Annotated in this window: 11 protein-coding genes; 9 read left to right on the top strand and 2 right to left on the bottom strand. The window is 42.0% G+C overall.

Features of this window, described 5'->3' with window-relative positions; genetic code table 11:
* The first annotated feature begins 1 nt into the window (after nt 1).
* A complete protein-coding gene (argF, locus tag BMZ06_RS08210) occupies nt 2–958 on the top strand; it encodes an ornithine carbamoyltransferase (RefSeq protein ID WP_089751566.1) in 957 nt (318 codons plus the stop codon).
* Between the two features lie 208 nt (nt 959–1,166).
* Entirely contained in the window at nt 1,167–1,652 is a 486-nt protein-coding gene (locus BMZ06_RS08205) for a GyrI-like domain-containing protein (RefSeq protein ID WP_089751565.1), read from the top strand.
* Between the two features lie 135 nt (nt 1,653–1,787).
* Here the strand turns inward: BMZ06_RS08205 and BMZ06_RS08200 are convergent, their stop codons facing one another.
* Nucleotides 1,788–2,534 (bottom strand): hypothetical protein, encoded by a 747-nt coding sequence (locus BMZ06_RS08200; protein ID WP_089751564.1) that lies wholly within the window; start codon nt 2,532–2,534, stop codon nt 1,788–1,790.
* Between the two features lie 263 nt (nt 2,535–2,797).
* On the opposite strand from BMZ06_RS08200, the gene BMZ06_RS08195 reads away from it, so the two are divergent.
* From BMZ06_RS08195 to BMZ06_RS08185, 3 genes are read left to right on the top strand one after another with little or no spacing between them, the layout of a single operon-like run.
* Complete coding sequence (locus BMZ06_RS08195; protein WP_089751563.1) at nt 2,798–4,702, top strand: IucA/IucC family protein; 1,905 nt, start codon at nt 2,798–2,800, stop codon at nt 4,700–4,702.
* On the top strand, nt 4,699–6,687 hold the full coding sequence (locus tag BMZ06_RS08190; protein WP_089751562.1) for an IucA/IucC family protein: 1,989 nt from the start codon (nt 4,699–4,701) through the stop codon (nt 6,685–6,687). Before BMZ06_RS08195 ends, BMZ06_RS08190 begins: the two co-directional genes overlap by 4 nt.
* Nucleotides 6,688–6,711: 24 nt before the next feature.
* The gene (locus BMZ06_RS08185; RefSeq protein ID WP_089751561.1) at nt 6,712–7,917 is read left to right on the top strand and encodes a type III PLP-dependent enzyme; all 1,206 of its coding nucleotides are present in this window, start codon (nt 6,712–6,714) and stop codon (nt 7,915–7,917) included.
* A gap of 372 nt (nt 7,918–8,289) precedes the next feature.
* Here BMZ06_RS08185 and BMZ06_RS08180 read toward each other — a convergent pair whose 3' ends face one another.
* Nucleotides 8,290–9,699, bottom strand: coding sequence for a Na+/H+ antiporter NhaC family protein (locus BMZ06_RS08180; protein ID WP_089751560.1), 1,410 nt, complete (start codon nt 9,697–9,699; stop codon nt 8,290–8,292).
* 208 nt (nt 9,700–9,907) lie between these two features.
* Here BMZ06_RS08180 and BMZ06_RS08175 point away from each other — a divergent pair, with 208 nt between their 5' ends.
* The 4 genes from BMZ06_RS08175 to BMZ06_RS08160 all read left to right on the top strand — a co-directional run bounded on the left by BMZ06_RS08175 (nt 9,908) and on the right by BMZ06_RS08160 (nt 13,476).
* Complete coding sequence (locus BMZ06_RS08175; protein ID WP_089751559.1) at nt 9,908–10,768, top strand: GAF domain-containing protein; 861 nt, start codon at nt 9,908–9,910, stop codon at nt 10,766–10,768.
* A gap of 89 nt (nt 10,769–10,857) precedes the next feature.
* A complete protein-coding gene (locus BMZ06_RS08170) occupies nt 10,858–11,298 on the top strand; it encodes an SRPBCC family protein (RefSeq protein WP_089751558.1) in 441 nt (146 codons plus the stop codon).
* Nucleotides 11,299–11,408: 110 nt separating this feature from the next.
* Nucleotides 11,409–12,548, top strand: a complete 1,140-nt coding sequence (locus tag BMZ06_RS08165; protein ID WP_245755978.1) for a DEAD/DEAH box helicase — start codon at nt 11,409–11,411, stop codon at nt 12,546–12,548.
* Nucleotides 12,549–12,732: 184 nt separating this feature from the next.
* A complete protein-coding gene (locus BMZ06_RS08160) occupies nt 12,733–13,476 on the top strand; it encodes a CAP domain-containing protein (RefSeq protein ID WP_089751556.1) in 744 nt (247 codons plus the stop codon).
* Nucleotides 13,477–13,527: the final 51 nt, after the last annotated feature.

Here is a 13,527-nt window from a genome sequence, read left to right as displayed (position 1 = left end):
GATGAATTTAATGGAACAAATGACGTTTACAAATGAGTCACTAATAGGGAAAAACGTGTTGACCTGGCTTGATTTTAATCAATCAGAAATTTCTAACCTGCTTGCCCAGGCCCAGTACCTTAAAGAAAACCCGCACTCTAAATCCTTAGCTGGGAAGACACTGGCAATGGTCTTTGAAAAATCATCAACCCGCACTCGTGTTTCCTTTGAAGTTGGAATGGTTCAGCTTGGAGGTCATGCTTTATATTTGAACTCAAGAGATATTCAAATCGGACGCGGGGAGACGATCGCTGACACAGCTAAAGTGCTTTCTGGCTATGTAGATGCGATCATGTTCCGCACCACCTCTCATGAAAAACTGAAAGAGCTTGCGGACCATGCATCTGTTCCAGTGATCAATGGTCTTTGTGATATTTATCATCCTTGTCAGGCGTTAGCGGACGTGTTTACTATTCTTGAGGAGAAAGGGCGTCTCTGTGGTGTGAAATTGGTTTATATCGGAGATGGAAATAATGTGGCTCACTCTCTAATGATTATAGCGGCAATGATGGGAATGGAGTTTGTCATCGTTACCCCGGAAGGTTATGAACCGGACGAGGGAATTGTAGAAAAATCGAAGAAAATCGCTGAGCAGCATAACGGTTCGGTGACCTTAGAGAATGAGCCTTCGAAGGCTGTCGTAGATGCAGATGTTATTTATACAGATGTTTGGACAAGTATGGGACAGGAAGAAGAATTTGATGATCGGTATGAAGCTTTTCAGGACTATCAAGTAAATGAAAAGCTAATTAGTAAAGCTGACAATAATGTTACCTTCCTTCACTGTCTTCCAGCTCATCGAGGCGAAGAGGTAACGGCTCCAGTAATCGACGGGAAACACTCTAAAGTCTTCACGCAGGCTGAGAATCGTATGCATGTTCAAAAAGCTGTGCTTCAGGCAGTTATGGGTTTTCAATAAAAATAATTTAATAAACTCGTCATAAAATGCCAGAGGCCTACACTATGATAGTCAATGAGTATTTTCTGCTCCTGTATCCTTTGTCTGGGAAAGATTTTAGCGAATTACTTCGAATAAAATCGAATGCAGAATTTTAACAAGGAATACAATCATTCGTGTGGAAGTAGTCAGGGAGAGTGACTAAAATCATAAAGGAGTGGCTCATAGAATGAGTGAACAAATTTCAACGGCTGTGGAACCTAAGGTCGTGAAAAAATCCAACTTCAAGGTAGTCGGTACCTATTGTCACACGATGATGGATGAGAGGAATATAAAGATTCCGAGATTGATGGAGCGTTTTCACACTTCTAAACTTCATGAAGTCAAAAATCGTATTAATTCTCCGTGTTCAATCGGAATCTTTGTCGACCCTCCCAATTGGAATGAAGACACTGAGGCATTTTATTGGATTGCTGCTGTAGAAGTGGATAGCTATGAGAAGATCCCGCAAGATATGATTACGAAAACGATCCCTGCTCACACGTATGCTGTTGTTGAATACGATCCGTCCATCCACGATTTTGATCCTTACCCTTACCTGCATAAATGGATAAAGGAAAAAGGATATACTCCTATAGACGGTTTTGGCTTTGAGGTTTATCACCCCTATACGGGATCCAAGACGAAATATTCTCTTTACCTGCCGATTGAATAACAAAAAGCAAGGCCTGCATCACCAGGCCTTGCTTTTTTATAATCTCTGAACGGCTTTGCAACTCGCGAAAAAGGGAAAAATTATAAATAATTGAACGATTAAAGAAGGAACTTCCCACCTGTGGAAGTTCCTTCTTTAAAGCCTCTGGTCCCGTTCTTCATCAGAAATAAGTGGACACGTAGGGCAGCACTTTGATTTATCGGCTCCGTGCAGCATATATTTCATACAGCAATGTCTGCGTACATACGTTTCCTTGCCATTGTCTGCTTCATAAAAGCGGAAATTGAAATGAAGCGGATTCCTCATGTTTTTACTAAAACATGCTTCTGTCGTGAACCAGCGGAATATCTTTTCTGCGTATTCCTTATGCTCAGGATGGGTCTGAATAAGTTGGCAGTATCGTTGATGAAGGTTATGAGAAACAATTGATCGCATATGAGTTGATTTGCATCCTGTGGTTTGAGCGACCTGCTGAAATAAAGGTTGTAAATGTTTTACAAGAAACGTTCGAATTAATTCCCTCATTTTTTCATCTGAAAGATCGCGGGTCGAATAAACGGCGTCTTCTGAAATGATATAATTCATCGCATTTTTTTCCTTCAGTTCAATTCCCACATGGGAGGACATCATATCAAGAATGAGATTGTGTTTTACGATCATCTCATATAACCCCATGGTAATAACCGAGTACATTTTTCCAAAAAGAAGTCCTGTAATGGCCAAACTCGGAGCATTCAATTGCTGCTTTTGAATTTGCAGCAATTGCTGAATACATTCTTTATCTTGAATGAGCTCGTCCACTCTGTAGGACATCTGCTCCTCGTATGATTTTCCAATATAAATTCTATGATCGTTTTTGATTTGTTCAAATGCAGTTTTCATCGTTATGACTCCTACATTTTATATTTTTCCACCAAAAACCCTGGAAATGATAACTGTTATCAATTATAAAATATTTATAGAATTCAAACAACAGCTAATAGAGCATATTCTCTAGGGTGAGGAACGTATGCTAGTCTGGGCGGTGTGTAAGTTGCAATCCTACCTTTAGAAATCATCATGCAAAGCATATATAATTGAAAAAGCGCTTATTAAGGAAATAAATTGAAGAGCTGCGCAGGCAATCCTTTACGAGGTGAAATGATATGGAAGAAACAATGCGTGCAACATCCTTCATACAGAATGAATATCCCCAATTCATAAAAACTTACCCGGCTAATGCAAAGGCAGCTGAAAAGATCATTCTGCATCAGCTGGTCCAAGCTATTATCCGTGAGCAAATCGTTCATTATGAAAGGTCCGGCGATTCATCCGCTTTCTCTATTCCATTGAAGAAGGGCGGTACCCTGTACATAAAGGTTTCAAAAAGGTATTGGTTAGGGCACATCGATATAGAAGGCTATATTCGCCACGTGGACGAAAAGGGGAACGAGCGACCCGTTCATTCGCCTGAAGATTGTCTTGATCTATTATTTGAGGATGAACAGATCTCCTCGAATCAAGCGGCATTTTATCAAGAAATCAAGAATAGTGTGGTGAATTATGGGCTTGCATTGACCATTGCTGAGGAACGGACATGTAGTGTGAAAAAGGAAGCTCGACGCTTACAAGCCTCAGATGCTTTTTCATACGCTCTCAAGAAAAAACAGGAGAGTCCATCATTTAGTCCTTTAACATTCTTTGAACAGTGGGTTATTCAGGGTCATACTATTCACCCGTGCTCCCGTACACGACTGGGAATCTCTTTAGAGGATATGACTCAGTATGCACCGGAGTGGGGAGGAAGTCCGTGCGTCATTCCTCTGGCAGTTCATCACAAATTTAGCAGAATGACCTCTATGGATGAACAGACAGTAAAGTCGATTGTATTCCGAGAGTATCCACATGTGAAGAAAGCTTTTGAGAAGATGTGTGTTGAGAGTCAACTCGACCCTGAAGATTACGAAATAATCCCTGTTCATCCATGGCAGTTCCGTCATACACTTCCAGTCTATTACCAGGAAGCGCTAGAGAAAAAGAAGATCATTCCCTTAGAGGATGCAGGGATTAAAACGTCTGCGCTTATTTCTTTTCGGACTTTGGCTCCGCATCAGGATCGAGTGAACCATCATATAAAAACGGCTGTTAACGTCCAGATGACAAGTGCGATACGAACGGTTTCAGCAGCATCTACTCAGAATGGACCAACCTTATCCAAATTGTTTAAACAGGTGTTAATAAACGATGCATACCTTGCCCGGTCCTTATCCATTATGAGTGAACCATCAGGGATTCATTACGAACCGGAAGAGACGGTAACAGAAGAGGAGCGTCATTTTCTTCAAAAGAACATGGCGGCTATTCTTCGTGAAAACCCTGAGAACACACTCGCTGAGGATGAAATAGCTGTACCAGCCGCTTCTTTGTTAGCTGAGTCTCCGCTAACAGGGGGTTTGATGGTTGAGGAGCTGATTTACAGGCAGGAGAAAGCCGCCATTAAAGAGGCAGCTACTTCTTTTATTCGGGAATATGCCCGGGCCTTACTACCTGGGATCATTACGCTGATCACGAAGTATGGTATTAGTATGGAAGCTCATCTTCAGAATTGTGTGGTCGTATTTAAAAATGGACAGCCCCAGCGGGTTATCCTTCGAGATCATGGCGGTATTCGAATCATGAATGAGCGGTTGAATCGTTTCTTTTCTCAACAGCCGATCGATCCGAGCACGAATGTATTGACTGAACAACGGGAAGAGCTCCTGGATATATTCTCGCACGCTGTTTTGCATAATCATCTTGGGGAAATTATTGTCGCTTTAGTCAGACACTCAGGTGTCGAAGAGGATGCGTTATGGGGAGCAGTAGAGAGAGTTCTGCGTCAGGTTTACGCTTCTTTAGAAGAGGACCCTCTGACTGCTGAAGCTGCTTTAGAAGACGCGGCCATTATTTTTTCAAGTCCCTCAAGGATGAAAGCCCTTGTCCAAATGCGGTTATTGGACCAATATACGGAAAATCTTTATGTTGATATGGCAAATCCTTTCCATCAAGAAACGAGGTGTAACCAATTATGACGCTCCCTTTACCAAAAATCCGTAAAGACGGTAAGGTACAATCGCTGATAGAAGAACAGAGTTGTTTGCGGTTTCTTTACGAGAAAAAACCAGAATACGCTCCTTATTTTCTTGCCCATATGGAAAAAGGAAGAAAAGGAATTCTTCATAAGTTAGCCGACTCCATTTTAAGGGAGGATATCAGCGGTTATTATAGCAGCGCTATAGATTTGAAAAAGCAGGGAAGTACCCTGTTCATTAACGGGAAGCCTCATTCTTGGGAAGGGGTTTACAAGCAGCTTCAGTTCTTTCCGCTTCAAGAAGAAGTGGTGTATAAATTCGTTCCATTGAATCGGTATGCCGTTCTTTTTCCCGTACAGCGAGAATACTCGTTTCATCTCGTTGAAACGAGTGGTGACATTATTTATTTGGACAAGTGTGGAACACGCATCGTTTCCGCGGCCTCGGAGCTCATCCGGTTAATGTTTACTACAGAAGAGTATCCGAACAGGGATGCCTTTATTAAGGAACTGGATAATGGAACAGCCAATTTGACGCTCGCTTATATGTACAATGAACGCTGGAAAACAGCCATTAAACAGGAAGCCTCCGAGTTTCAGGCGGCAACTACACTTGAGTATTTAAAGGAAAAACAGAAACGTACACTCGGCTTCTCTAAGAGCTTATTCTTTGAACAGCTAGTTGTGGAAGGTCATCATTTACACCCTGGAGCCAAAACGAAGCTTGGTTTATCTTTTGAAGATGTTTTCCAGTACTCTGGGGAATTCCATCAGTCATTTGAAGTCTGTTTTGCAGCCGTTCGAAGGGAATATCTTCGAACGACCTCAGAAAAGGGGAGTACACTAAAAGAATTTTTTCCAGTGAAATGGCAAGATGCCGTTAAAGAGTTGAACCGCAGAGGACACAGAGCGGAGGAGTTCGATGTGCTGCCAGTTCATCCATGGCAGTTTGTTCACGCTGTTCCTTTTATCTACAAAGAAGAGATACACCGTGAAGATATCATCCTATTGGAAGATGCAAAGCTAAACGCGCAAGCAACATCTTCTTTTCGAACAGTTGCTCCCTTAGAAAGTGAAGTTCCGGTCATGAAGCTTGCGGTAAATAGTCAGATGACCTCTACGGTTCGTTCCATCTCCACACAAACCGCTATGAACTCTACCGTATTCTCTTCATTGATCGAGAAGATTATGGAGCAAGAGGGTCATTTGGACGGATTTGTCCCCCTTCATGAATTAGCAGGGGCCGCTTTTAGATCAGAAGATCAGTTAAAAAGCAGAAACCTTACGATGCTTATTCGTGAAAATATTGATGTAAAGCTTGAGAAGGGTGAAGCAGCTATTGCAGGTATGGCTCTTTATGCAGAGTCTCCTGTTACAGAAACGACAGTGCTGAAGGAACTGGCTGAAGAGCTCAGAGTAGAGGAAAGCTTGACGGAAGCGCAGGCGGCTGCTGACTTTTTTAACGATTATATCCAAACGGTAATTCCTGCGTATGTTACCCTCATGGTTAAGTATGGGGTGGCGCTTGAAGGGCACCTTCAAAACAGCATTCCAGTCTTTAAAAATGGACGGCTGACCCGCTTCTTTTTCAGGGATTGGGGAGGATCGCGCATATATAAAGAAAGGATTCAAAAGCAAAACCTGAACCCTTCATTCGCTGCAGGCTCGGTTTCTGTCACTAGTGAATTGTCTGAGATGCACAACAAGCTGTACTATACGGTTTTTCAAAACCACCTGGGCGAGATGATCAGGCAGCTGGTGCAATATTCAGGCCAGGAAGAAAAGTACTTTTGGAAACAGGTGAAGTTAACTTGTGAGAAAACTTTTGAATCGTTAGGCGAAGATCCAAAATTAAGGGAAGCTGTACGAGAAGATCGTGCTTTTTTATATCAACCTGCTGTGATGCATAAATCACTCACAAAAATGAGGCTGACGGATAGTAAGGGGTACGGCTATAATCAAGTCCCGAACCCGTTAGCGGATTAAACAGGAATGTCGGAGGAGTCAGTCTTGATTACCAATAAAGAACTTACGGTAGAAAAGTATATTGAAGAAAAGCGTAAACAAACGAAAGATCCAATCTGCGCCTATATCTATGATTTAAAACAGTTGAGGGATCACGCAACTGCCATCAAAGAGAGCCTTCCATCCTTTTGCCGGCTATATTATGCCGTAAAGGCCAATTCTGATCAGCCTTTGTTAAATACGTTAGATCCAATTGTTGATGGATTTGAAGTGGCTTCAGAAGGTGAAATAAATAAAGTGGCGGCAGAAACAGAAAAACCAATGATTTTTGGAGGCCCGGGAAAGAAAGATCGTGAAATTGAAGCGGCTATCCATTCGAACGTAGAATACTTGAACGTTGAAAGTTTTCACGAACTGAATCGAATCAATTATATAGCCAAACAGAAAAATATAACCGTGCCTATTCTTATTCGTGTCAATTTGAGTGTGAACATCTCAGATAGTCACCTGCGTATGGCTGGCGTACCTTCTCAATTCGGGGTAGATGAACGTGAGGTGCCTGCTTTTATTGAGGCAGCCCTTGCCGCCGAATTTGTCTCGATCGAGGGATTTCATTTTCACGCCATGTCCAACAACTTAGATGCCGAGGCCCACGTTCGTTTCGCTAAAGTCTGCATAGAAAAATCAAAATCTTGGCGAGAACAGTTTGGTTTATCCGCAACGATTGTGGACCTGGGCGGCGGTATTGGAATCAACTATTGGAACCCTGGTGACTCTTTTGAATGGGGAACGCTGGCATCCGGTATTGCAGGGCTTGAAAAAGAAGCGGAAGACCTTACCTTAATTATAGAAATCGGTCGCTATATGACGGCCGAATGTGGATCTTATATTACCGAGGTACTCGATATAAAAGAGAATCACGATCAGCATTTTGCCGTAGTCCGAGGCGGATCACATCATCTCCGTCTCCCTGCTGCCTGGAAGATGAGCCATCCATTTCGAATTTATCCAGTGGAAGAATGGCACTATCCTTTTGAACGGCCGGAAGTATTACAGGCTGCTGTTACAGTTGCGGGAGAGTTATGCACACCGAATGACGTGCTTGTGCGAAAGGAGTATGTGGAACAACTGCGGGCAGGGGACATGATTGTATTTGAATATGCGGGCGCCTATGCCTGGACCATTTCCCATCACGAATTTTTAAGTCATCCCTATCCCGAGATTGTCTATTTAAAAGACACTACACAATAAACGGTTTTATATAGAGTTTAACCTTGAAAAAGGATATACGCCGATGTGGTTATTTCTTCTCCAACGGATGAAGAATGAGTTCGTTTTGAGTCTCAGATTAGGCAAGGTACGGTGGGGGGACGATGGAGCCTCCTGTGGGATGTACATGATCGGTAAGATCCTGGAAGGCGAAGCCTGAGGAAGCTTACCACAGAAGAGGTTCGACTAAGAACGCCACCTCGTGTGGCAACGTCGAACGACCCTGCGTCGTGCAGGGCCGGAAAGCGAAATCGTACCCCGAAGGACCTTTCGCTCAACAAATGTTTCGAAATCAAGCCTTCACATAAGGGGAGCTTTACTGTAAAAGAAATAAGGAAATTTTAATATAGGGTGTTACAGGAAAAACGAGAGGCCGAAGTATAGAACAGCGGCAGCAGAAGCGGCCAATAAAGCAGGTTTCAATTTGAACTTAGCATATTTAATGGCATTTAAATTTAATATCCCTGCGGTCGTATTGGTATCGTCGCTTAAAGGAGAAGCGAATGCCCCAAATGTGCCGCTTGCAAACACGGCACCGATGACCATCGGGAGAGAACTGCCCGCCACTACAGCTATTGAAACACCGACCGGCATAAGAATTCCCCAGGTTCCCCAGGATGAACCAATAAAGTAAGAAAGCCCGCATCCTACAACGAAAATAATCACGGCTACAAAACCAGGGGGAATCCAGCCGAACCAGGAAGAAATCGTATCGGCAAACTCTAGTGCTTCGGAACCTTTACTAAGCCCCCACACAGTTGCCAGTAAGAGAATGACCCCCATAATTTCATTTCCACCATAGATTAAACTGTCCATAATTTTTTTAAGCGGCAAGGCTGTTACTTTTAAATAAAAGACGAATCCGATCAGGGTCGTAACGACACCTAAGACCATGGCGTCTAATACACCATCGTTTATGAGAGCCTTAAATCCCTGCTCGCCCTCCTCAACTCCTACCATATACATAAAAAAGAAGGTTAATACGATTACACTTGCTAGCGGCACAACTAAGTTCCACGGTTTTGCCGGCAACTCTTTGGTTACGGCAGGGTGGCAGTCCTGCCAATTATCATCGTCTTTCCCCTTGTCCTGGCTCATGTCTTCAGCATCTGTCGCAGGTTTTTTATTACGATGGAAAAAACTTAAATAGAAACCTACAATCAGCATAGAAAAAGCAAAGAAATTAAAGGGAATACTGCTGATGTAAAGAGAGTAAGGATCACCTTCTGCATTAGCCTGCTGCAAGGACAACTCGATCACAGATGTCATGTAACCAACGAAGGCAGTAGCTACAGGGATCAAAACGACTAAGGGGGAGGCGGTTGTTTCGATGACAAAACCAAGTTCCTGCTTACTCATCGGAATGTTTTTTCGCATAGCTTTCATAACAGGCGCAATGGTAACGATCCGAAAACTAGGAGCGCTGAACGTACCGAGTGATGATAACCAGGTAAGGATAAAAGCGCCTCTTTTTTTATCAATACGTTCGGTGGCTTCCTGAACAAACCCTTTAATCCCCCCCGACACCTTCACAATTCCTATTAAGGCAGAAAAAGCGTAGAGAAAAATAATGATTTTCATATTATTTTCATCTGTCAGACCTTGAACGATGAACATGAAACCTGTCATCATTCCTCTCAGCCAGTGTGAATCTACCAAGTATCCAGCCACAATAACTGCAAATAATAAGCTGGGTATTACCTGCTTGGTCCAAATGGCTGCTAATATGACGACTATAAAAGGAATAATGGCAATCCAGTCCATAATATATGTACCTCATTTCGCACGATTGATTTTTATAGGTTGTGTGGAGTTGGCAAAAGATATTCCTTTCGCTTTCCGGATTTCAACTTTGATTAAAAACATTACTTAATAGTGACATATTTGTTACTGTAAAAGGGTAGATAACAAATAGCGTTTTCAAGTATAGTCAATATAAAGTGACGTAAGAGTATAGAAAGGTGAGTTAGTTATGAATCATCCACCTCAAAAATTTTTAATACCAAGAAATTTTCAAGACTTTGAGGAAGTAGCAAAGAGTATTATTGAACTGATGGATCAATCCACTAATCTTGATACTTTGTTTTTTACCTCAGATGACGGGGAAACTTGTAAAGTAATACAAGTAGCCAGTCAAAAGGAACCCCTGGTATCAAAGGGAGAAACCTTTCCCTTAGATGGTACTCTCTGCAAAAGAAGTCTCGACCACGGAAAGAAAGCATATATCATTTCTGATCTTACGAAAGAAGAAAAAGGCCAGGCAATTTTGGGAAAACGTCCACTGGAAAAAGGTAGTTTTATAGCCGTTCCTATTTTTTATAAAGATGGATCCAATTATGGAACCATCTGTGGGCTTCATTCAGAGCCCACTTATTTTTCACGGGAGAGCATTGAATTGTTTGAAACCATGGCATCGCTTCTGACTTATGTGCTTGAGCTTGAGCGTGCTAAGGAACAGATTAATCAGTTGTCAGCACCTCTTGTTCCCATTACGGAAAGCGTAGCGATTTTACCGGTGATCGGAGAGATTAGCGAAGAGAGAGCTGATATGATCATTCAGATGACTCTGCAGAAAAGCCAGGAATGGGAGCTGGATGATCTAGTGATAGATTTATCGGGTATTTCTGTTATCGACGAGACAGTCGGGGCTTCTCTATTAAAAATTGTGAATATACTTAAGCTGATTGGGGTCACCCCTGTTATCACAGGAATGCAGCCGGATCTTGCTGTGAAGGCAGTTGATATTAGAGATGAATTAAAAGAAGTGGACAGTCAGCCAAACTTAGGAAGTGCGCTAAAAAAACTGGGCTTTTCTTTAAAAAGAAATGAGTAACATATATAGTGTGTGATCCATGCAGGGAAATAAGAGGGGATAGAGAACTATTTAATGGGGATTGATTCTGTTTATTCCGGAGGGTTTTTATGTCTTTTCTTGAAAAAAGTATAACAATTAAGAAGCCCGTTAATGAAGTCTTTGAAGCCGCTACTGATTTTAAAAATAGTCCTGAAATTATGGATGCTGTGATCAAAGTAGAATTGTTGTCGGATGGGCCTGTCCGGAAAGGTTATCAGTTTAAAGAAACCAGAGAAATCAGAGGCAGGAAAGCTTCCTCTGTAATTGAGGTGACTAACTTTCTGAAAAACCAGCGTTATTCTGTACAAAGTGTCCAGAACGGTCTTGACTTAAGATATCATTATACGTTTTCCGAAGTGAGTGATGGGACGAAGGTGGAATTTCGCGGAGAGCTCTATACGGAAGGGCTTCGTAATAAGCTGACAAGACCTTTGATCGAAAGAATTATTAGAAAAGAGGACCAGGACCACCTTGTCCACTTGAAAAATTATATCGAAACCAACCGTTAATCGTGTATAATATAAAGCAAGCTATGGATTATGTATAAAAGGTCTCTTAACCATCCAATATGGTATGAGGCCTCTTTTTTTTTATGATCGAAAGAAAGGATATGAAAATTATGAGTAACAACCAAACAGAATGGTTTAATGAACTATCCCCTTTTCTAAAGGAAGCATGGAGCACCTCTGGGTATGAAACCCTTACAACGGTCCAGGAACGCGCCATCCCGTTGATTTTAAATGGAGAAGATGTATTGGGGGAAGCACCTACCGGAAGTGGAAAGACGCTTGCCTATCTTATTCCTTTGCTTCATAAAATCGATCCTGATCAAAAACACACTCAGGTCCTTATTTTAGCTTCTTCTCATGAACTGGTCATGCAGATTAATGAAGAAGTTCAGAATTGGACGAAAGGAAGCGGAATTAACAGTACTACCCTTATCGGTGGAGCAAATATCAAACGTCAAATGGAAAAACTGAAGAAAAAGCCGCAAGTAGTGATTGGTACTCCGGGACGGGTCTATGAATTAATGAAAAAGAAAAAAGTAAAAGCTCATGAAATCAAAACAGTGGTCATGGATGAAGCCGATCAGTTGCTCGTCCCAGAACATATTCGAACGGTCAATGACATTCTGGAAAGTATGCTCAAAGACCGTCAAATCTTGTTATTCTCAGCAACGATGCCTGAAGAAGTAATTGACGTAGCACAAGAGTTTATGGATGAAGAAACAGAAGTCGTACGTGTAGAAACAGAAATACAAAAGCCGGATGTCGAGCATACGTATATGGTGTGTGAAGACCGGGATAAGATTGAAGTCCTTCGTAAGCTGGCCAGGATGGATGGTTTTAAGGGTCTTGCATTTCTTCAGGATATAGCGAAGTTGAATGTATTTGCCGAGAAATTAACCTATAAAAACTTAGACCTTGGTCTTTTGCACAGTGATGCAAAGAAAGAACAGCGGGCTAAAGCGATTAGAGAGTTCCGTAAAGGTGACTATCCCCTGCTTTTAGCAACTGATGTGGCAGCAAGAGGTCTTGATATTAAAGATATTAATCATATCGTCAATTTAGATGTACCGAAAGATGCTACCGCTTATATTCATAGAGCTGGGCGGACAGCACGGTTAGGCGCATCGGACGGGACGGTGATATCTCTTGTAAATCCAGTTGAGCAAAAACGCTTGCTGAAGCATGCCCGCGATCTTGATTTGTTGATGCAGGAGAAAGTGATTTATAAAGGTTCTCTAAAAAATGCTTAATTGATTGGGCGATGGGGTATTCTTTATTAAAGATTAGTTAAAGCTTAGTATAAATAAATCAGAGAATGATTTTATGGAAACGATTGGCTCGGCCCTTTGCTTGTGGTACCCTCCCGTGGATGAGATAATAAACTTATCAGTAACCTCCAGACTTTAGGCAACTTGATGATAAGGAGCGGAGTAGATGATTAAAAAACTCCTGTTAGTAATAATAGTAGCTGTAGTTATTGGAACAATAGCTGCCCCGTCCTATGCTCAGGAAATATGGGAAAATAAAGACGATCACCTCGGTTCGGTCACGGAGAAAGCCCATCAAGTGGGGAATTGGTTCAGCGATTGGGATGCTTCCAGCCCGTTAATTGAAGAACTGAAAAAATATTTTGGAAGCGGTGAAATGCCGGAACCTGAAATAGAAACTAGTCCTGCACCTGTGGTCCCTGAAGATAACCAGAATGCCGCACCTGAAGAACGTTCTGTAGAAGAAGTTAACAAAGAACAAACCGATCTTTCTTCTTCTTCTCTTAAAGATTATGAACCTTCTGAGTATGAAAAAGAAGTAGTAGCGCTGGTGAACGAAGAACGGGCGGCAGAAGGCTTGGAACCTCTTGAAATGTTCAATCGTCTAAGCGGACTTGCGGTTGTGAAATCCGAGGACATGGCTGAAAAAAATTATTTCAGTCATACTTCTCCTACCTACGGCTCGCCATTTGAGATGATGGATGAATTTGACTTCTCTTATTGGGCCGCCGGTGAAAATATTGCGGCTGGGCAACGAACTCCTGAAGAAGTCGTGGAAGGCTGGATGAATAGCGAAGGACACCGGGCCAATATTTTAAATGATCAGTTTACACACATTGGAGTAGGCTATATAGAAGACTCTGGTAAATATGGTACGTACTGGACTCAATTGTTTATGAAGCCCAGGTAAGAATATAGAAGAAAAGCTGCCCTTATGGGCAGCTTTTTTATTGGATTATAA

This window comes from Halobacillus alkaliphilus, from assembly GCF_900113125.1.
GTDB lineage: Bacteria > Bacillota > Bacilli > Bacillales > Halobacillaceae > Halobacillus > Halobacillus alkaliphilus.
This window is presented reverse-complemented; position numbering and strand designations above follow the sequence as displayed.

Bases quoted from the DNA above. Each gene is read 5' to 3' on its own strand.
- BMZ06_RS08205 (WP_089751565.1), top strand. From the start codon at position 1,167: ATGAGTGAACAAATTTCAACGGCTGTGGAACCTAAGGTCGTGAAAAAA.
- BMZ06_RS08180 (WP_089751560.1), bottom strand. From the start codon at position 9,699: ATGGACTGGATTGCCATTATTCCTTTTATAGTCGTCATATTAGCAGCC.
- BMZ06_RS08165 (WP_245755978.1), top strand. From the start codon at position 11,409: ATGAGTAACAACCAAACAGAATGGTTTAATGAACTATCCCCTTTTCTA.
- argF (WP_089751566.1), top strand. From the start codon at position 2: ATGAATTTAATGGAACAAATGACGTTTACAAATGAGTCACTAATAGGG.
- BMZ06_RS08195 (WP_089751563.1), top strand. From the start codon at position 2,798: ATGGAAGAAACAATGCGTGCAACATCCTTCATACAGAATGAATATCCC.
- BMZ06_RS08175 (WP_089751559.1), top strand. From the start codon at position 9,908: ATGAATCATCCACCTCAAAAATTTTTAATACCAAGAAATTTTCAAGAC.
- BMZ06_RS08160 (WP_089751556.1), top strand. From the start codon at position 12,733: ATGATTAAAAAACTCCTGTTAGTAATAATAGTAGCTGTAGTTATTGGA.
- BMZ06_RS08190 (WP_089751562.1), top strand. From the start codon at position 4,699: ATGACGCTCCCTTTACCAAAAATCCGTAAAGACGGTAAGGTACAATCG.
- BMZ06_RS08200 (WP_089751564.1), bottom strand. From the start codon at position 2,534: ATGAAAACTGCATTTGAACAAATCAAAAACGATCATAGAATTTATATT.
- BMZ06_RS08170 (WP_089751558.1), top strand. From the start codon at position 10,858: ATGTCTTTTCTTGAAAAAAGTATAACAATTAAGAAGCCCGTTAATGAA.